The 18,871-nt window shown below is 52.7% G+C and carries 22 protein-coding genes; 14 read left to right on the top strand and 8 right to left on the bottom strand.

Going from position 1 to position 18,871, the window contains the following annotated elements; translation table 11 throughout:
- Positions 1–84: 84 nt before the first annotated feature.
- From ACTJKZ_RS12620 to ACTJKZ_RS12605, 4 genes are all read left to right on the top strand, one after another.
- A complete protein-coding gene (locus ACTJKZ_RS12620; RefSeq protein WP_440829670.1) occupies positions 85–1,320 on the top strand; it encodes an aminotransferase class I/II-fold pyridoxal phosphate-dependent enzyme in 1,236 nt (411 codons plus the stop codon).
- Positions 1,298–2,596: an NtaA/DmoA family FMN-dependent monooxygenase gene (locus tag ACTJKZ_RS12615; protein WP_161736536.1), complete on the top strand. Its 1,299-nt coding sequence runs from the start codon at positions 1,298–1,300 to the stop codon at positions 2,594–2,596. The genes ACTJKZ_RS12620 and ACTJKZ_RS12615 overlap by 23 nt, the downstream gene beginning before the upstream one ends.
- Before the next feature lie 496 nt (positions 2,597–3,092).
- Entirely contained in the window at positions 3,093–3,323 is a 231-nt protein-coding gene (gene vapB, locus ACTJKZ_RS12610) for a type II toxin-antitoxin system VapB family antitoxin (protein ID WP_110332107.1), read from the top strand.
- Positions 3,320–3,736: a type II toxin-antitoxin system VapC family toxin gene (locus ACTJKZ_RS12605; protein WP_161736537.1), complete on the top strand. Its 417-nt coding sequence runs from the start codon at positions 3,320–3,322 to the stop codon at positions 3,734–3,736. Before vapB ends, ACTJKZ_RS12605 begins: the two co-directional genes overlap by 4 nt.
- Positions 3,737–4,691: 955 nt before the next feature.
- Here ACTJKZ_RS12605 and ACTJKZ_RS12600 read toward each other — a convergent pair.
- The 5 genes from ACTJKZ_RS12600 to ACTJKZ_RS12580 all read right to left on the bottom strand — a co-directional run bounded on the left by ACTJKZ_RS12600 (position 4,692) and on the right by ACTJKZ_RS12580 (position 7,690).
- Positions 4,692–4,985, bottom strand: a complete 294-nt coding sequence (locus ACTJKZ_RS12600) for a DUF1493 family protein (RefSeq protein ID WP_161736538.1) — start codon at positions 4,983–4,985, stop codon at positions 4,692–4,694.
- Positions 4,979–5,437: an STM2901 family protein gene (locus ACTJKZ_RS12595; protein WP_161736550.1), complete on the bottom strand. Its 459-nt coding sequence runs from the start codon at positions 5,435–5,437 to the stop codon at positions 4,979–4,981. Before ACTJKZ_RS12595 ends, ACTJKZ_RS12600 begins: the two co-directional genes overlap by 7 nt.
- A gap of 147 nt (positions 5,438–5,584) precedes the next feature.
- Positions 5,585–6,184 (bottom strand): DUF1173 family protein, encoded by a 600-nt coding sequence (locus ACTJKZ_RS12590; RefSeq protein WP_161736539.1) that lies wholly within the window; start codon positions 6,182–6,184, stop codon positions 5,585–5,587.
- Positions 6,185–6,558: 374 nt separating this feature from the next.
- On the bottom strand, positions 6,559–6,879 hold the full coding sequence (locus ACTJKZ_RS12585; RefSeq protein ID WP_161736540.1) for a hypothetical protein: 321 nt from the start codon (positions 6,877–6,879) through the stop codon (positions 6,559–6,561).
- Between the two features lie 115 nt (positions 6,880–6,994).
- The gene (locus ACTJKZ_RS12580) at positions 6,995–7,690 is read right to left on the bottom strand and encodes a B3/B4 domain-containing protein (RefSeq protein ID WP_161736541.1); all 696 of its coding nucleotides are present in this window, start codon (positions 7,688–7,690) and stop codon (positions 6,995–6,997) included.
- A 43-nt stretch (positions 7,691–7,733) separates the two neighbouring features.
- Between ACTJKZ_RS12580 and ACTJKZ_RS12575 the strand changes: the two genes are divergently transcribed.
- Positions 7,734–8,336, top strand: coding sequence for a helix-turn-helix domain-containing protein (locus tag ACTJKZ_RS12575; protein ID WP_161736542.1), 603 nt, complete (start codon positions 7,734–7,736; stop codon positions 8,334–8,336).
- An 8-nt stretch (positions 8,337–8,344) separates the two neighbouring features.
- Here ACTJKZ_RS12575 and ACTJKZ_RS12570 read toward each other — a convergent pair whose 3' ends face one another.
- Positions 8,345–8,848, bottom strand: a complete 504-nt coding sequence (locus ACTJKZ_RS12570) for a MarR family winged helix-turn-helix transcriptional regulator (RefSeq protein WP_285088490.1) — start codon at positions 8,846–8,848, stop codon at positions 8,345–8,347.
- A 137-nt stretch (positions 8,849–8,985) separates the two neighbouring features.
- Here ACTJKZ_RS12570 and ACTJKZ_RS12565 point away from each other — a divergent pair, with 137 nt between their 5' ends.
- From ACTJKZ_RS12565 to ACTJKZ_RS12550, 4 genes are all read left to right on the top strand, one after another.
- Positions 8,986–10,143 carry an MFS transporter gene (locus ACTJKZ_RS12565; RefSeq protein WP_285088859.1) on the top strand — a complete coding sequence of 386 codons (1,158 nt, stop codon included), beginning with the start codon at positions 8,986–8,988 and terminating at the stop codon, positions 10,141–10,143.
- A gap of 67 nt (positions 10,144–10,210) precedes the next feature.
- Positions 10,211–10,903: an aspartate/glutamate racemase family protein gene (locus ACTJKZ_RS12560; RefSeq protein WP_440829669.1), complete on the top strand. Its 693-nt coding sequence runs from the start codon at positions 10,211–10,213 to the stop codon at positions 10,901–10,903.
- 25 nt (positions 10,904–10,928) lie between these two features.
- Positions 10,929–11,258: a DHCW motif cupin fold protein gene (locus ACTJKZ_RS12555; RefSeq protein ID WP_135911024.1), complete on the top strand. Its 330-nt coding sequence runs from the start codon at positions 10,929–10,931 to the stop codon at positions 11,256–11,258.
- Between the two features lie 211 nt (positions 11,259–11,469).
- Positions 11,470–12,210, top strand: coding sequence for a YoaK family protein (locus tag ACTJKZ_RS12550; RefSeq protein WP_161736545.1), 741 nt, complete (start codon positions 11,470–11,472; stop codon positions 12,208–12,210).
- A 39-nt stretch (positions 12,211–12,249) separates the two neighbouring features.
- Here ACTJKZ_RS12550 and ACTJKZ_RS12545 read toward each other — a convergent pair whose 3' ends face one another.
- Positions 12,250–12,975 (bottom strand): SDR family oxidoreductase, encoded by a 726-nt coding sequence (locus ACTJKZ_RS12545; RefSeq protein ID WP_161736546.1) that lies wholly within the window; start codon positions 12,973–12,975, stop codon positions 12,250–12,252.
- Between the two features lie 99 nt (positions 12,976–13,074).
- On the opposite strand from ACTJKZ_RS12545, the gene ACTJKZ_RS12540 reads away from it, so the two are divergent.
- The gene (locus tag ACTJKZ_RS12540; protein ID WP_440829668.1) at positions 13,075–13,959 is read left to right on the top strand and encodes a LysR family transcriptional regulator; all 885 of its coding nucleotides are present in this window, start codon (positions 13,075–13,077) and stop codon (positions 13,957–13,959) included.
- Between the two features lie 140 nt (positions 13,960–14,099).
- Here the strand turns inward: ACTJKZ_RS12540 and ACTJKZ_RS12535 are convergent, their stop codons facing one another.
- Complete coding sequence (locus tag ACTJKZ_RS12535) at positions 14,100–15,116, bottom strand: substrate-binding domain-containing protein (protein ID WP_260058653.1); 1,017 nt, start codon at positions 15,114–15,116, stop codon at positions 14,100–14,102.
- Between the two features lie 301 nt (positions 15,117–15,417).
- Here ACTJKZ_RS12535 and ACTJKZ_RS12530 point away from each other — a divergent pair, with 301 nt between their 5' ends.
- The 4 genes from ACTJKZ_RS12530 (at position 15,418) to ACTJKZ_RS12515 (ending at position 18,673) form a co-directional block, all read left to right on the top strand.
- Complete coding sequence (locus ACTJKZ_RS12530) at positions 15,418–15,723, top strand: SAF domain-containing protein (RefSeq protein ID WP_371876256.1); 306 nt, start codon at positions 15,418–15,420, stop codon at positions 15,721–15,723.
- Positions 15,724–16,450: 727 nt separating this feature from the next.
- Positions 16,451–17,452 (top strand): catalase family peroxidase, encoded by a 1,002-nt coding sequence (locus ACTJKZ_RS12525; RefSeq protein WP_440829688.1) that lies wholly within the window; start codon positions 16,451–16,453, stop codon positions 17,450–17,452.
- Positions 17,452–18,027 (top strand): cytochrome b, encoded by a 576-nt coding sequence (locus tag ACTJKZ_RS12520; RefSeq protein WP_440829667.1) that lies wholly within the window; start codon positions 17,452–17,454, stop codon positions 18,025–18,027. The genes ACTJKZ_RS12525 and ACTJKZ_RS12520 overlap by 1 nt, the downstream gene beginning before the upstream one ends.
- Before the next feature lie 55 nt (positions 18,028–18,082).
- Positions 18,083–18,673, top strand: coding sequence for a TetR/AcrR family transcriptional regulator (locus tag ACTJKZ_RS12515; RefSeq protein ID WP_440829666.1), 591 nt, complete (start codon positions 18,083–18,085; stop codon positions 18,671–18,673).
- Positions 18,674–18,871: the final 198 nt, after the last annotated feature.

Genomic DNA, 18,871 nt, shown 5'->3' with positions numbered 1-18,871 from the left:
CACTCCATATGGTGCGACCATTCCCGGATCTTTGCGTCTGAATATTATTGCGCCATATATTCAGCATAAGTAAGGAAAACATTGATGAATAATGTTAAGACACACTCGAACATCAGCAAGGTTCATGAAACTTCATCCCCTCACTGGAATACAGCACGTCGCTCCAGAACTAGTCAACTGAGCGTCACGGTAAACGGAGATAACAGCCTGACGGATCAGTATGGACGTGATTTCATCCACTTCTGCACTACGTCCTATCTTGGCCTGGACTACGCGCAGGAAATTCAGCAAGGTGCCATAAAGGCTATCCAGGAACAGGCAACGCTGCGGATAGCCTGCTCAAGGAACCGCTGCCGTCTCGCTCTGCTGGATAACTATCAGAATGCGCTCAGCGATCATTTCAACGCGCAGGCCCTGGTAACGCTTTCCTGCAGCAGTGCATCAGCAGCAATGTTACCTTTACTGGCATCAGGTATTTTTAACGGCGGTATAAAGCCGTTAATGGTGTTCGACCGGTTCGCGCATTATTCAATGAATCATCTCAAAGCATTGTGCGCAGAAGAAACGTCTGTAATGACTATCGGCCATAATGACGTCACCGCTTTAGAGGACATCTGTAAAACTAATCAGCACGTTATTTACGTGGCGGATTCCTTTTACAGCATGGGTGGTATATCGCCCATCAATGAAATCGTGAGCCTTCAGAATAAGTACGGGCTTGGTCTGTTCTACGATGATTCTCATGCAATGAGCATTTCTGGCACCTGCGGTACCGGTTATGCCCGCTCTTACTTTACTGAACTCCCTGAAAACACCTTTATTGTTGCTTCCCTGGCCAAGGCATTTGGCGCTTCGGGTGGCGTTATACTGTACGGAGATAAAAAGATCACCCCGGTAATTGAACAGTACGGCGGCCCGGTTAACTGGTCCCAGAGCCTGAATGCGGCCGGCATAGGTGCCGGAATGGCTTCACAGGCGATACAACACTCGCCATTGCTGCCCCGGCTGCAAAAAAAGCTGTCTGATAACATCCATCATTTTGATCAACTCCGCGGCACAAGAGGTGATTCGAGCCCCAGTCCGGTAAGGTTAATTCGGTGTTTGAGCGCAGAAGAATGCATCTGGCTCAGCACAAAGCTGGCAGAGGAGGGCTTCCTTACCTCTCCGGTATTTTTCCCCGTTGTACCTAAATCAAGCCCGGCAATACGGATCACCTTAAGGGCTGATATGAAGAAGGAGCAGATCAGCGTCTTTCTGACAAAGCTGAACTCTTTGATGACAGAAAGAGAGGTGCTTAATGAAAAGCCCGTTAATTTTTAATGCCTTTGTCCTTAACTCCCTTACCCATCTTAATCCGGGCCAGTGGAAAAATCCGGACAATCACTGTGCCGGTTTTATGACTCCGGATTACTGGGAAAAGCTGGCCAGCACGCTGGAGGACGCTCTGTTCGATGGGGTTTTTTTTGCTGATGTTTTAGGCCTCCATACTCAGAAAGATGATGAGTCAGAATATTGCATGTCCAGGGGCATTCAGTTCCCTCTTCACGATCCAGCCCCGGCGGTCGCGCTTATGGCATCCGTGACGCGTAACTTATGCTTCGGCATGACCTCGTCAGTTTTTGCTGACACACCTTATCTGTTTACCAGAAAGATGAGTACGCTGGATCATCTTACCCGGGGCAGAATGGCCTGGAACATCGTCACGTCTTATCTGCCATCGGCCATGCAGGCAATGGGGTTCATCGCTCCTCTGAATCATAAAGAAAGGTACCTTTATGCAGAGGAGTACGTCTCGCTGTGCATGGAAATGTGGGCCGCCGCCCCCCGGATGAACACCATCCCGGATGACACTTTCTTTTCATCTGCAAAAAAAGTGAGATTTGAGGGGGATTATATAAAATTCTCCGGATACGGTCTGTCAGCGTACTCTCCGCAGGGCTACCCCGTTCTCTACCAGGCCGGAGCATCTGATACAGGACTCGCTTTTGCCGCTAAAAATGCAGAGTGCGTTTTCCTGGCCGGTAAGTCGGTAGAAAATACTAACCGTCTCATGTCCGGCATAATCCATAAGTTCTCAGAACGGAAGAGGCCGCGCACGTCCTACCGTATCATCCCTCAGGTAACTTTTATCACGGCAGAAAATAACAGAGTCGCTCAGCAGAAGTATGAACATATGCTGCATTTTGCAGATATAAAGGGTGCGGAGATTTTAGCTTCTGCCTGGCTGGGTATTGATCTGACCGACCAGGATCCACTCCGCCCGCTGGCTTCCTTTCAGTCAGAGGCCATTCAGTCATTTGCTGAGCAGTTTACAGTATCAGGTCACAGTAAATGTCCCGAAACTGTCGGCGAGCTGATCCGGCGTGCGGCTGTCGGAGGACTGGGGTGCGTTATGGTGGGCGGTCCTTCAGAACTGGCTGATAAAATTGTTACTTTACAGCAAAACGGCGCGGACGGGTTTAACCTGCCCAGCATAGTGAACTCCGGAACTTATGAGGATTTTATAGGCTATTTAATCCCGGAACTGAAGAACAGAGGCGTGTATAAAACTGAATATTCAGAAGGAACGTATCGGGAAAAAATATTCGGCGCTTAAAAATTAATATATTCATCAAGTTAACGCCTGAGATTCAGAACTTGCAGTTCTGATCTGAGACGAAAAATACTTTCGGACCCCATCAGGACAACAAACTCTACAATTCGAACAGTAAAAACGCCGCTTATGCGGCTTTTCCTGTCCTGATCATTTCTCATGCATAGTGAGCCTCCATATATCCGGGGTTGCCTTGGCTGTTCATGCCGCACTGGCAAAGCATTTACTCCCTAAAGTTACCTTCAATTTTACTAAAACGACCCTCAGCAAAAAATATCTCTCGGGATCCGCTTCTGCCTTTTTTCGGATCTTCGATAAAAAGAGACAAATCAGAATATGTGATGCATATACATATGTCCTGCATCTGCATATACTTAACAGATGCATATGCTTTACATCTGCATATACATTGCATATGCTTTATCTATGCAGCGCTGTTCTGCCACAAAAAATAGCCGGTATCGGCACAGTGTTGGAAATCCGACCGGAAGGAGTAACCATGAGAACCGTATCCATTTTTAAAAACGGCAACAATCGCGCCATTCGTCTTCCTCGTGACATGGATTTTGAAGGAGTGAGCGAACTCGAAATCATCCGGGAAGGGGACAGCATCATCCTGCGTCCCGCCCGGCCGACCTGGGGCTCATACCTTGAACTCGAAAAGGCCGATCCGGACTTTATGGCAGAGCGCGAAGACGTTGTCAGCGACGAAGGACGATTTAACCTGTGAACACAACCTATATGCTGGATACCTGTATCTGCTCGTTCATCATGCGCGAGCAGCCGGAAGCCGTACTGAAGCGCCTGGAGCAGGCAGTGATGCGCGGCCACCGCATCGTGGTGTCGGCCATCACCTACTCAGAGATGCGCTTCGGCGCCACCGGCCCGAAGGCCTCGCCGCGACACGCACAGCTGGTTGACGCGTTCTGCGCCCGGCTCGATGCCGTCCTGCCCTGGGATCGCGCCGCGGTGGATGCCACCACGGAGATTAAAGTGGCGCTGCGCCAGGCCGGGACATCGATCGGCCCGAACGATACGGCGATTGCCGGGCACGCCATCTCGGCTGGCGCCGTGCTGGTGACGAACAATACGCGGGAATTTGCGCGTGTTCCGGATCTGGCTCTGGAAGACTGGGTATATTAAACCCGGGTATGAATTGCAGGATATTAAAAGAATGAATGAACTGAAAATTGACAATCCGGCTCAACGATTACTGGATATTCTTTAAGCAGGAAAAACACAAAAACGGGACCAAAACTGTCGCTTGGTATGGGTCTTTCTGCTGTAGGCTCAGAAAAATAATGAGCAGCATCTTCTTTCCCGCCTGGCTATGCTCTGCCTAATCACATCTGTCAGGTCGATAACCTTCCGTTAAACCCGAACGGAAAGACTGATGAGCATGCACTACGTAAGCATTATGAATTTGCGCTCGAAGAGAAAAACCTGCGCCTGCTGGCCAGACGCATCAAAGCTTACGCGTTTCCGTCACACTACACACTTGGAGACCTGCATCTCACATCCCTGGAAATTGTTGAACTGATAATTGAGCTCGAAATGGCCTATGCGGTCAGGTTACCTGCACCGGATAAAAAACAATTGCTGCATACCCTGGCTAAAGAGTGTGAAACATTACCCACCACTGCCGTTGCGCACTCTGCAGGAAGCCCTCTATTACCGACTTTCAGCCGCACACTACCCTCGCAGGGATACTACTGTGACAATTATTTCAGATACCAGATACGTCGGGATGCGGTGTCCGTGACGCTACAGTTTCCAGAGGGATATCTCATAGAATCGCTGAGAAAAGGCATAAGGGACTTGCTCTGCTTTGTTCCTTCACTGTATCTCAAAATCCGGGAGCAGGATGGTGAATTCTGGCAATACGATGCCCCCGCTCTGGACGAAGTAGATCACTATGAATTGGAAGATTCTTCAACAAGTATACTGTCGAAGGATTTTGATTTTGAAGCGGGCAAGCTGTTCTATTTCCAGCTAAAAAGTGGAAATAAGGGCCCTCAACTCACGTTGCACTTCGCGCACGTAATTGTGGATGGTTTTTGCTTCTTAACAATAATAACTGTCTCTGACATCTTATGTATCAGTCATAGCACCATATCCTGGCCCGGACTGACTCGATCAACATTTCGATAGTAAGAGGGATGGCCTCGCGCGGGTTTTCTGGATAGTAGAGGCTAAAATTCACCTGGTCAGAATCCATTGCAAACGCATCGAAGACGTTCTGAAGGCATTCCGCAGCATCTTCAGGGTCCAGCTTCATGTCCAGATTGAGCGACGTCTCTGGCGTGAGTGTTTTTTTCCGGAACGTCAGCAGTGAGCGACCGTTCCACGGCTCAATGAGTGCCATTACGCATGTCTGGGTGTCATCTACCATAACTTATCCTCCCCGCGGGCGACGGCATTATTCAGTCTGACTGAATTGAAACTGATATTGGCAACGTCTTTGGCCAGAATCACCCAGCCCACTACGTGTATCGCCCGTCCGACAAAGGTGCTGAGCTTATGCGTAAAAAGAATACGCGCGGTCCGGGGCGGGTATCCCCCTACGATGGTTGGCAGCTGAATGCCGAAGGGAAACTTGGCTTTAGGGAACACCCTGCGTGCTGCCCGTGAGGCATAGGAGGTTCCCTTGAGAGCATCGCGCGGTTTGGTGCGGGTAGTCAGGACATTACGTCCGGACAAAATGGCCACGATCGCGCCGAAATCATCAATCCTCAGCTGTTCGGCGACTTCTTCACAGAAAATCATGATAAATAGCTCACCGGCGGTGAGGTTGGGTCTGCCTGCGTAGAAATAGGTGTTATTGAGTTCTTCAGTCGTGTCCACTGCCAGCTCCTGCAGGTTCAGCTTCATTTATCGTCCTGACGCTTCTTGAACAATACCTTCCGCGTTCAGGCCTGACAACCAGTCAGGCACAGGATAAACAGATACGGTACTTCAGCCATATCTCCCTGCAGTTAAAAGACACCAGTGTCAGGCGCAGGGAAATGCAGGCATGTCTGACTTCGCAGCAGCATCCCAGTACCACCAACGGCCGGGCCCAAATTCCGCATCATAGTGAGAGGTTTTTACCTGCCTGCGCTGCAGGTACTCTGGCAAGTTCATGCCGAACACTTCCATCGGAAGCGCATCCACGCCAGGAACGTCCTTGAGCACAAAATCCGGAAACACATCTTCTTCACCGTCGTAGCGCAGAGGCTTGATAAAGGCGCGTTTTTCCTGCCACAGTTTTTCTTCCACAGCCCCCTCATAGCCGGAATCCAGCTGAATAAAGCGTGGGCTGACCGTCATCAGCGCCACATCAATCACGATAATGCAGCTGGTCGGCCGGCTACGCCCGTCTGTTTGCCTGAACGATGTTTCCGGCGGCTCTGTTTCAGCGATAATCACGACTTTCATCCCCCTGCGCCAGTCGCCAGGCTCGCGGCTAAAGCTACGCTCCAGGCGGTGACGAACGTCTTCAGGCAGAACCAAATCTGGAAAACCAGAAAACAGTCCCAGCGGCAGTATAGTCTTCCGTCGTGCTTCACCGGCTTCACTCCAGCCTGCACAGAAACGATGATACGTCGCCATTTGTTCTTTCCGGCCGCTCTCAGGTGTTCCCGGTTAGCGATAACCTGCGGCGTATCTTTCATGACCATGAGCAGCAGAGATTCTTCCAGCTGAACGCGACCAATGCGAATCCGGGCAGCCGTCTGCTGCAGGCGCCAGCTCACCCAGCCAGTGCCGCCGCAGTCGGCTTATTGGTGAAACTGTATGCTGTCATAATGAGACTTCTTTCAGCACCATCAATAGGTTCAGACACTATTTTTAATGCATCTCTTTCAGCCGTAAACGGTAAACCCACGCTGATTTCAGGTGCTGAGGAATAAGGCAAGGCGGGCGCAGCAATAATGATGACCAGCGCGAAATTATTCGAATAATAAGATAAACACGCTCACCAGAAATCAGCGTTTCAGCAACTGCTGGCAGAGAAGATTATCCTGCGCGGCGCGCTGTTGCTCATCGGCCTTCAGTTGCTCCCAGCGAGCAATCACACTGCGCCCCAGCCGCGGTTTATAGGCTATTTTCTGCAGCGCATAGTCAGAATTACCGCCTTCAATAACATTTCGCATCTGCTGGTCGAGGGGCTGCTTACTATCATGATCAATCGCGCACAACACCGCGACGTAATACGCCTTATCTTCCTCGCTGTCGTGTGGGATAAACCACCAGGCGGCCAGGGCGAGGATCAGCAGCAGGGGCAGGGTATATTTTACTTTAGCCATTTTAGTCACCGGTTGAGTGCCGTTAAGTCAGCCGGGTATGGCCAGACGCAGGGCGCGTATCCTGCCACAATTTCTGCTCACCGTTAACCTTGTTCATCCCCTGTTGAGGCAATGTTCAGTTTGCTGGCGCTTCAATCAGCGTCGTACTGATTTGCGCACCCGGCATCATCTGCTGTAATCCCGAAACCAGATCGTTGCTGGCCTGTTGCAGCGCGGAAAGCGGCATAGCGTGCAGACTTTCCAGAATGAACCACATCTGCTGCGCGCTGGCATCCAGTCGGGTGCGCACGCCCTGACGCCAGTTCCAGCGGCGACAGGTTACGCCCTGATCGTCGCGCCAGATTACTTCGCCTGGTTCCGGTAACTCATAAACGACTTCGCCCTCTTTAACGGTATCGAAACGTTCACTGCCGTCAGCAATCACCAGACGTGGTTTGCCAGCATAGGCCGCGATATTTTCACCCCCGACCGGCAGCGCATAACGAATGCTGATGGCGTTATAGAGATCGACAACCGGATCGATAGCGGGCAGTGTGCCATCCCGCAGCACGCGCTTACGCAATGCTTCAGCCGAACAGGGCGTACGTTTCGCTTTGGCACCAAAGGCTTTAAACACCTCAGCCCAGGCGGCGAGATGTGCGTCTGCCCACGGCGCATCATCATTTAATACCTGCTGGCATGCGCTCCTCAGTGCTTCGCTGGCAACTTCTGGTCGGGTAATCGGTGTGGCTTCCACCGCAATGCTCATGGCACGAAAGCCAGGAGCGAGTGTGAAAATAGCCGGATCGATTGACGGATGAACAGATAACATTGAATACTCTCTCAGTGACTAATTTATTTCATAGTAATGACCGATGACCAAAAAAGTCAATATAACGACCGATGCCGGAGCTGATGTCGCCACTGTCAATCAGGCTGTTTCAGACCGCATAAAAAGCTGGCGCAAAAGCCAGAAACTCTCGCTGGATGAGTTATCCCGCCGGGCAGGCGTCAGTAAAGGGATGCTGGTGGAGATCGAAAAGGGTGCCGCCAATCCCAGCATCGCCATTCTGTGTAAGGTGGCTGCCGCACTGGGCGTCTCGGTAGCGGATATCGTTAGTATCTCGCATGCACCTGACGTCTGGCTGATTGAAAACAGCGAAATGCCCGTGCTGTGGCACGGTGAGCAGGGCGGGAGTGCGCAGCTGCTGGCCGGCACCCGTGGGCCGGATATGATCGAGCTATGGCGCTGGCAGATGTTTGCAGACGAGGTGTTCAGTTCCACCGGGCACTCGTCGGGCACGCTGGAATTGCTGCACGTCGAGCAGGGCATGCTGGCTCTAACCGTGGGTGAGCAGACGCTGATGGTTCAGCAGGGCTGTGCGGCGGTGGCCCGTACCGATATGCCCCATGCCTATGCCAGTGCCGATGACCAGCCCGTTATCTTCACCATGACGGTGGCGGAACTGCAGCGCTGACGGCGTTTTTATTCGGCTGTCGCTTCGCCGGGAAAGGCAAGCAGCAGCGTTTTCAGCAACCCCTCCAGTTCGGCGAGCTCTGATGCGGCCAGCGGTGCCAGCACCGCCTCCTGAATTGCGGTATGTGCACGAAGTGCCTGCTCAATCTGTTGCTGCCCGTGTGGTGTCAGCCCGACCAGCATGCTGCGCTTATCCTCTGGCGCAGCAACACGTTCAATCAGGTGCTGCTGCTCCAGCCGGTTCAGGCGATTTGTCATTGCGCCGGAGGTCACCAGCAGTGACTGGTAGAGCTGCGTGGGTGACAGCCGATAAGGGGATCCCGCCCGTCGCAGTGTCGCCAGCACATCAAATTCCCCCTCCTGAAAACCAAACGGCGCCAGTGCCTCACTGCGCGCTTTAGCCAGATGTTTCATCAGCCGCAGCACTCTGCCGAAAATACGCATGGAAGCGGTATCCAGGTCGGGCATCGCGTCGTCCCACTGGCTGACAACGAAATCAATATGGTCATGCATAAATCACCTTTAAATACTGTGGTTATTTTGTCGGGTTGTGCGCAGCCTCTTAATAGTGCGGGGATTTTATCTTAACGTTAAGATAAATGGTGGCAGCCCGTTGCTGTCGTCGTCAATCCTCTGTTAAGGCGTCAATGATGAAAAATAAGGTGTTGTTCCCCATTCTGTTTGCCGTGATCGCTTTTCTTATCGGGCTGAACCTGCGCCCAATGCTGGCGATTATCGGCCCGCTGTTCCCGGTGTTGCAACTGCAGGCCGGGCTGTCGGCGACGACGTTCAGTCTGCTGACCACGTTGCCGGTGGCGATGATGGGTCTGGCCGCACTCTCTGGCCCGTGGCTGATTGCCCGCATCGGGCCGGGAAGGGGAATCGCCGCCGGTTTGCTCTGTCTGACTGTCGCTTGCCTGTGGCGCGGCGTTACGCTTACTCCCTCTCAACTGCTGCTCACCGCGCTGGCGGGGGGCGCAGGCATTGGCGTGATACAGGCGCTGATGCCCGCTCTTATCCGGCAACGCTTTGCTGAAGCAGCGGCGACGCTGATGGCGCTGTTCAGCACGGGCATTATGGCGGGCGCGGCACTGACTGCAGCCGGTGCTGACCCGCTGTTTTCATGGCTGGGCCTGCAACCCGCGCTGGCCCTTTCCGGCGGATTAACGCTGGCAACACTGCTGATCTGGCTGACTTTAGTCAGGCGATCGCCGCAGGTGAGCGTGGCCTCTGATGCAGCGACGATGTCCGTGCGGCTTACCCTGTTGCTGATGCTCTTTTTCGGCATTGGCACGGGTGCTTATACGTTAGTGCTGGCCTGGCTGCCGCCATTCTATATTCAACTGGGCTGGAGTGCTCGCCACAGTGGCTATCTGCTCGCGGCCCTGACGTTAACCGAAGTGGTGGCAGGATTCATCATCTCGGCGATGTTACATCGCTTTCCCGATCGCCGTCCGCTGCTGCTCGGCGTGCTGGGCCTGTTGTTGCTGGGGCTGCTGAGTCTGGTCTTTTACCCGGGTACGATGCCGATACTCTCTTCACTGTTACTGGGTACGGGCATCGGTGCGCTCTTTCCGCTGTCGCTGATCGTTACGCTGGATCATGCACGCAGTGCCAGAGAAGCGGGCATTCTGCTGTCACGTGTACAGGGTGGCGGATACCTGATTGCGGCTCTGATGCCGCTGCTGGCAGGCTGGGTGCGTGATAGCGGAACGTCAATGACTCAGGCCTGGCTGATCATGAGCGCTGGCGTGGTGGTACTGATGGTGATTGCCTGGCGCTTCAGACCGCAGAACCGCGCAGCCTGAATAAAGCCGTTGCCGATCAATGGCGATCTGGCATGCTGGAATAAAATCCCTGAACCCGGAGTGCATTGTGAAAGTGATTGGTCTGTTAGGCGGCATGTCGTGGGAGTCTACCGCGCTCTATTACCGCATTCTCAATCAGCAGGTTAAACAGCAATTGGGTGGCCTGCACTCAGCGGAGCTGGTGCTCTGGAGCGTCGACTTTCAGCGCATAGAGCAACTTCAGACTGCGGGCGAATGGCAGCAGGCGGGCGAGATTCTGGCTGAAGCGGCTCGTAATCTGGAACGCGCTGGTGCGCAGTTCATCGTGCTCTGTACCAACACCATGCATAAAGTGGCGGCGCAAATCAGTGCCGCAACAGATATACCGCTGCTGCATATTGCCGATGCCACCGGACGTCGCATTCAGCAGGCCGGTATACGTAGGGTCGGATTACTGGCGACGCGCTTCACTATGGAGCAGGATTTTTATCGCGGGCGTCTTCAACAGCAGTTCGGTCTTGAGGTGATGACGCCCAATGAAGCGGATCGTCTGTTTGTGCATAAGGTGATCTACCATGAGCTGTGCCTGGGCGAAATCAATCCCTCGTCGCGTCGTCGCTACAGGGAGATTATGCAGTCACTGGTGGCGCAGGGGGCTGAGGCCATTATTCTGGGCTGCACTGAAATTACTCTGCTGGTTGATGCCACCGATGCCAGCGTGCCGCTGTTTGATACCACCCTAATCCACGCGGAAGAGGCCGTTATCCAGGCTCTGACTTAACGCTTATCCTCAATAGGGGAATCGCATGAAAATAGACAATCTGCCGTTTGGCCTGACGCAGTGGGATCAGGTAGAAGAGACAATTCATCCCGGCGAACAGGGACAGGCGACGTGGCGAACCATGAAATTTAACGACATCCGGGTTCGCATGGTCGACTACTCGCCAGGTTATGTCGCCGACCACTGGTGCACCAAAGGTCATATTCTGCTCTGCATGGCGGGTGAGTTGCATACTGAACTGGCTGATGGCCGCCGTTTCGTGCTGACTCCGGGCGTCAGCTATCAGGTCGCGGATGAGGCTGAACCACATCGTTCTTTTACAACGACAGGTGCGCAACTCTTTATCGTCGACTGAATTAGCAATCCGCTTTTGCAAGGCTTGCCCGCTGGTGGATCATCGCGCCGTTGACACTTTTAAAAGTAAACTGAATCTGCTTTATAAAAATCAGCAAAATTAATGGCTTATTTCATCAGAGTTATCTGGTTCTGACAGGAATTATTTCCATCAGGTTGTATGCTTGAAGCCTTATAAAAACGTTTTGCATTCACCTGATGTGGGGAAGCCTGTGCTGATAAAAAAGAAGAAAGTTCGTTCACATACTGAAGACCGACTGCTGGCGCTGGTGCTGGCGACCACCGCCGGCATCCTTAATGCCATGGCGCTGGGGGCGTTTGGATTTTTCCCATCGCATATGACCGGTAACACTTCGCAGATATCTCAGGAAGTCACCACCAGCGATCTTCACACTATGCTGTTTTTGATGGCGCTGATTATTGCCTTTGTACTGGGCTGTACCGTTGCCCGGCTGGCGGTAGTGGTGGGGATCAGGCATAAGTTACGCACCATTTTCTGTCTGATTATTCTGGCGGAAGGTGCGGCGCTGACGGCGGCGTCGATCTTTGAGCTGATGTTCTACCGGCCAAGCTTTAACGGGGAAGTTTTGATAATGCTGGGCTTTTTGATGGGAGTGCATAATGCAACCTCGACACAGCTCTCCAATGGCCGCGTCAGATCGACCCACATTACCGGTACGCTGACCGATGCAGGCATAGCGCTGGGGTCGTGGATTTTTGCGCATACGTCTCATGCTGTGCATCTGGAAACCGACGACCGTCGCTTCTTCCAGAAGGTTCTTCACACCCATCTGACGACGGTGTTCTCCTTCCTTAGCGGCTGTATTGCCGGATTGCTGCTGTTTAAAAGCTATGGGTTTAACGCGATGGTGGGACTGGGCGTATTTCTGATGCTGGTAGCACTGACGGCTATCGCCGTCACCGTCCAGCGCACCCGCAGAAGCCTTTACTGATATTCCGGCCCGCTGCACATCGCGCAGCGGGCCGGTTGTTTACTGCTGTGTGCGGGTTGGCCGCACGACAATCTCGTTTACATCCACCTCTTCAGGTTGCTCAATCGCATAGCGCACGGCGCGGCCAATGGCATCCGGTTGTAGCGCGATAGCGCGATAATGCTGCATCGCCTCGGCAGCTGTCGGGTCGGTAATGGTTGAGGTCAGCTCGCTCTCGACCACACCGGGATGGACACAGGTCACCCGCAGCTGACTATTCTCCTGCCGTAAACCGTCAGAAATCGCCCGCACCGCAAACTTGGTGGCACAGTAAACTGCCGCAGTAGGTGACACGGCCAGCGCACCAATTGATGCGATATTGATGATGTGTCCGCGCTGGTGGCCCAGCATGGTCGGCAGCACCGCCGCGATGCCATAGAGTACCCCTTTGATGTTTACATCGATCATCTGATCCCACTCTTCGACCCTGAGCGATGCCATCGGTGATAGCGGCATAATACCGGCATTATTGATCATCACATCAACCCGTCCCCACTTCTCCAGCGCAAACGCCACAAACTGCGCCACCTGTTCGCGGCGCGTAACGTCCAGCGCTTTGATCGCCACCTCTGAACCACTAAACCGCAGCTCCTCAGCCAGGGCGGCCAGACGGCTTTCGCGCCGCGCGCCCAGTAACAAAATGGCATCGGTTTTTGCCAGTTCACGCGCGATGCCTGCACCGATGCCGCTTGAGGCACCGGTAATTAAAATCACTTTCTTCGTCATTTTGTCTCTCCAGTGAGGTTGTCACTGGCGATCATACGGCGGCTGCATTATAAAGATAATCCACCAAACGTTTTACAGACTGGTAACTAAATCTGACCAATGAATGCGGACAAGAATGCCCTCGAAGTTTTTGTGATTGTGGCACAGACCCGAAATTTCCGGCTGGCAGCGGAACAGCTAGGCGTGACCCGTCCGGCGATTAGCCAGAGTCTGCGGCGTCTGGAAAACCGGCTCAACATTACGCTGATGCAGCGCACCACGCGTTCAGTTCAGCTAACAGAAGCCGGACAGCGGCTCTATGCGGAGGTGGCTCCGGCGATTAACCAGCTTAACCGCGCCGTCACTGATATTGCCGAACTGGCGGCTGAGCCACGTGGCCAGTTACGGCTGGCGATCTCCTCAATTGCTGAACGGATGCTGGGAGGCGAACTGCTGGCGAGCTTTATTACTGCTTACCCGCAGATTGAGCTGGATATTACCGTGACCGATGACGAGTTTGATATTGTCGGGCAGGGCTATGATGCAGGCGTGCGGCTGGGAGAAGTGATCGCGCAGGATATGATTGCGGTGCCGGTTTCCACTGCGCAGCGTCAGGTAGCAGTAGCGTCACCCTCTTATCTGGCGCGTGCAGGCACGCCGCAACATCCCGAAGAACTGGTCAGTCATCGCTGCATCGGCTGGCGTAAAGGACCAGGCATGGCGCCTTATCGCTGGGAGTTTGCTGAGCAGGGACGGGAGTTTGATGTCGCCGTCAATCCGCAGCTCACAACCAATGATATGGGGGTGATGATCCGCACCGCCCGCGCCGGGGGCGGCATCAGCTTTGGCATGGAGGAGACCTTTCAGCCTTACATTGCATGCGGTGAACTGGTGACGATACTCGATGAGTGGTTACCTGCCTTTGCGGGGTTCTATCTCTATTTTCCCAGCCGTAAAAATCTGGCCCTTAAACTCAGGGCATTGATCGATCATGTCAGGCTATGAAGAGAGCAGAAATGCCTGTTAAGCAGCGCTAAAATTGCAGACACTGACCGGCTCCAGCCAGTCAAACGGTGAGCCATTCAGAGAGCCCGAAATTGCAATGCACGTCTTGACGTTATACGGGGTTACGGCGTGTCAGTGCTTCAGGCTGTCATGTTGTATCGGGTGATGATATTGATTTTAGAGTAGGGCACGGGCGGTTCAGACGCGGGCAGGAAACCGTGGAACTCCAGCAACGTTCTGAAGGCGTGCAATGCGTCGAGCTGTAAATTGTGCTCAATCAGCGCATCTATTTTACCGGCCTGCAGCAGGGCACAATTCTCCTGATCGAGATCGTGACCGATACAGGCGTTCACATGCCGCTTTTGTTCGGCAAACGCGCGCAGGATGCCGGGATTGCCGCCACCGACCGTATAGACCGCATCCGTGTCCGGATGGCTCTGCAAGAATTGCGTCATCGACTGATGCATCCGTGCATCGATGCCATACCCGCCTGCCACCACGCTAACCTGATGCTGAGGCGCAAACTGCTGCATCGCACGCTGAAAACCCTGGATTCTCTCCTGTTCACCCATGAAATCGCGACTGCCTGTCACCGCCACAATATGTGAACGGCTGACTCGCAGCCATTTTGACATCAGAAAAGCCGCCAACTTACCGGCATCAAAGTTATCCATGCCGATATAGCGCAGGCGCGCGCTGTCGGGTAAATCGCTCATCATGGTGACCACCGGAACGCGATGTTTCAGCAGCGATTCAATAGTGGGATTCAGCTCATCGGAGCAGGCCGCTTTCAGAATGACACCGTGACTGTGAAGCGCCTTTTTGTTCAGCAGCGCGTTAATGGCTTCTGCTGTGAGATTCGCGCCAAAGTGGAAACGCAGTTGAAGTCTGAAAGCGGCAAAGCTGGCGATTTGACTGCTGAGCGCCTCACGAATCAGTGGCTGAAAGCGGTCAGGGGTATGCATGATGACGTCGAAGTAGATCGTTCTGCCTTTGGCGAGCCCGGCTTTTTGCATCAGTTCCAGGTCCGCTATCGCCTGCTGAATCCGATGCTGAGTGCGCGCATGAACGTTGCCACGCTGATGCAGGGCACGATCAATGGTGGCAAGGCTAAGCCCCGACTGGACAGCGATTTGTTTGAGGGTGTATTTAGCCATGCAGGACTCACGACAGCAGAGGATAACCAGAGTTTTATCATAATACCGGCTAACAACTGGGGTTCAACTGAAACACGTTCTTCAAAGTATGACTGGTCGGCAGAGAGAAAATGCGGCATCGGGGACAGGAATAACAGTTTGTATAAACCTGAAACTCAGCGTTACGCTCAAACGACATATTTAATCGCCCCACTTCCGGTATCGGTAAAGTCAGATCCAGGCAGTGATGACACTCTTTTGACTATTTACTGGCAAGGGCATAGTGCTGGCTTAGATAATTCCAGAGCAAGTCTTAAGCTGGATGATTTATAACCGGTTTACCGCTTCGCTTATATTTCCGTTAAAATGGCTTTTTTGTTTTTTGACACCCGATAATGTTAGACTGTATATGCATACACCATCGGGAGGTCGTGTGAAGTACGATAATGAAAAAGAGATCCGTGCGCTGGTTGGCGCGGTCGTCAGTGATTTGATCAAGGCGGGGGAGCCTGTTCATTTTCACGACATTACGGACGCTCTGTTTCGCCTGAGCGAAGAGACGCGTGACAGTAAACTGAAAGCATTGTGCCAGGAAGCGATTGGCTTTTTTACCCGCAAGATGCATTAAGGTTGATGGCGTCGATGGCGGGCGCCATCCAGAACCTTCCCTTCCTGCCATAACTCCGCAGCACCACTTTAACTGAGAATAAGACGCAGTAAACAGCGCTGATAAAATATGCGAATTAAAGAAATTCGTTTTAAGCCCTGTTATATTTTTGGTTTGTCAGTTCAGTCAGAATAATCTTCTGTTGGCCTGAAATAAAAACATAATAATTAATTTCATCGGCTGCAATCATTATTCACAAAAAAGCGTTTGGGAAGTTTTTATTCTATAACTTTCCAGGCGAAATATTTTTAATTTCAGCGGGCTGTGGCAGCGTTTTCTTCTGTTTCAAGTGTTACTCATACTGTTCTGACTATGTATGATTTGAGAAATGATTATGACCGGGAGAATGTCCTGCGTAATCGCCGGAATGGCAAAGACGAACATAACGAGTCGCTCAGGCAGCGTTTTGTAGGTCACTTTGATATCTGTAAACGGCAAAGGCCTGTTGTGGGTGAGCACTTTTCATCAGACTTGCAACAAGAGCACCGCAGGTTAAAAAAAAGGAAGACATTCCTTTAACTCGCCTGTCTACCTACTAGTAGATTCAGTGGAAGTGTCAGTCGTAATTATAAATGCTTTTCTGTTATCGCAGGCAAAGGGTACGGAATGCGCGTGGACTTCAGCTTCTGCAATATAGAGTGTATTGATGAATAAACCTTCTCTTGCTGCACGTCAGAAAATCATGTGACTGGCGCTTATTGCGGGCGTCCCTTTGCTGCTGACCGCACTGATCCTGTGGGCAGGCGGGTGGCTGGAGACCAGCAGGCTGACATCGGACAAGCTGGTGGCGGCTCTGGAAAAATCTGGCGGTTACCACCCTGGCTATCGGCGTAATCATGCTATAGGCGTCTGTATCATAGGCGACTTTTCGGCTAACGGTAACGCCAGTAGCCTGTCACGCGCGGCGCTGTTCGCCCCCGGCGTTACGCCGGTGGTGGGCCGTTTCGCTATCGCAGGCGGTAATCCGAATGCGCCTGATTATGCGGTACCGGCTTGCAGTATGGCGCTGGCGTTTTATCAGAAAAATGGTGAGCAGTGGCGCACCGGCATGAATGCAATGCCGTTTTTCCCGGTGCAAAGCGTTCAGGGCTTTTACGATCTGCAAACCGCCACGTTGCCGGATGCTAAAACCGGTAAACCTGACCCCGCCAAAATGCAGGCTTTTGTACGGCAGCATCCTGAGATCAAACCCTTTTTTGCCTGGGCTAAACAATATATGCCCGCTTCCAGCTGGACTCGCGATCGATTTAACAGCCTGAACGCCTTTGATTTCATTGATTCACAAGGTCATCCACACCTGGTGCGCTGGAGTATGGTGCCGCACGCTGACTATCAGCCGATGGATGAAAAAGAAAAAGAGCACACTGATTTCCTGCAACGCGATCTGCAGCAGCGGCTGGCGCAGGGGCCGCAGAAATGGGACCTGATTATTACCGTCGCGGGGGTGGGTGATAAAAGCAATGACGCAACGATTGACTGGCCTGCCGATCGTCAGAAGATCAATGCCGGAACGCTGACCATCACTAAAATGACGCCACAGCAGCAGGGTGCCTGTAACGACATTAATTATGACCCGCTGATTTTGCCGGATGGCATAACCGCATCGGACGATCCGCTTCTGAATGCCCGTTCGTCTGCGTACGCCAAATCTTATAATGCACGCACCCATGAACAGGCAGGGGCCCCTTGATGAAACAGATCACCACTTTTCACCCTGCACTGCGCATCATCCACTGGCTGATGGCGGCGGCGATTATGGCCATGCTGTTTATTGGCGTCGCGATGGTATCCACGGTTTCGACATTGCACGGCCTGCTGGTGGCCATTCATAAGCCGCTGGGTCTGATGATTCTGGTGCTGGTCATTGTGCGGCTCTGGCTGCGCTTCACCACCGCTACACCAGCACTGCCGGCCACGCTGCCTGCCTGGCAGAAATTGTCAGCACATCTCTCACACTGGGCACTGTATGCCATGATGCTGGCTCAGCCGCTCATCGGCTGGGCGATGCTGTCGGCGGGCGGCTATCCCATTACGCTGGGTCATCTGGTACTGCCGCCCATTGTTCCGGTCAGCAACGACGCGTTTGCGGTTTTGCGACCGCTTCACAGCTGGGTGGCCCTGGCGTTGTTCATGACCGTCATGTTGCATCTTGCCGCAGCCTTGTTCCATGCGTTGATTCTGCGCGATGGTGTATTCAGCAGTATGACGGTTTCACGCAAACGCCTCGCGCCTGGTGCGCTTGACAACCCGGCTGACGGTCAGTAGGTTCAGGGCCGTTTACAGATTTGACGTTATTTTATTGTTGCTGCCGGGAGCATGCATGAGTACAGAACGTTCACAGAAAGCCGAAGAAATTATGCATCACACCCGCGTGCTGCTCACCTCTGGCGGTTACAACAGCTTCAGCTATGCCGATTTAGCCGAGCGGGTGCAGATTCGCAAGTCCAGTATTCACCACCATTTCCCAGGCAAAGCGAATCTGGTTCAGGCGGTTGTGAGTGATTATCGTCATCAAGCGCGCGCAGGAATGGCGGCCACCAGCCAGCACTTCGCCGGTGATGTACTGGGCGAAATTAATAGCTATGTGAACTTCTGGGCGACCTGCATAAAAGAGAACAATTCGCCTTTCTGTATTTGCGTGATGCTGGCGGTCGAATTGCCAGTATTACCCAAAGAAGTGGCTCAGGAAGTCAGTGCTCATTTTTCCGATCTCACTGACTGGCTCACTGACGTGCTGGTCAGGGGCGAGAAGAACGGCGTCTTTTCCCTGCGAGAAAGTGCCGCTACAGAGGCAAAATCACTAATGGCAACGGTGCATGGTGCGATTATTTCTGCGCGTGCTTTTAATAACGCTGATGTATTCCTGCAAATTGTTGAACCGGTCATCGGACGATTAGTGAAAGCCCCATGATGCCTTGAAGATGATAAGTTTTATGTGATTTTTTGCCTGTTACCAGTAAATAAATAAAATTGGCGCGGATTATCACCCAGCAGAGTGATACGAGTGTTTTGGGAAAACAGAGAGGGATATTTTGCGCGAGAAAGCACAACTACGTCAGGGCTGTCTATGACCTATGGCCGTTGCGGCCTGCTTTACGATTTGCAGCTA

Source organism: Pantoea sp. 22096 (assembly GCF_052045955.1).
Taxonomy (GTDB): domain Bacteria; phylum Pseudomonadota; class Gammaproteobacteria; order Enterobacterales; family Enterobacteriaceae; genus Pantoea; species Pantoea alfalfae.
This window is presented reverse-complemented; position numbering and strand designations above follow the sequence as displayed.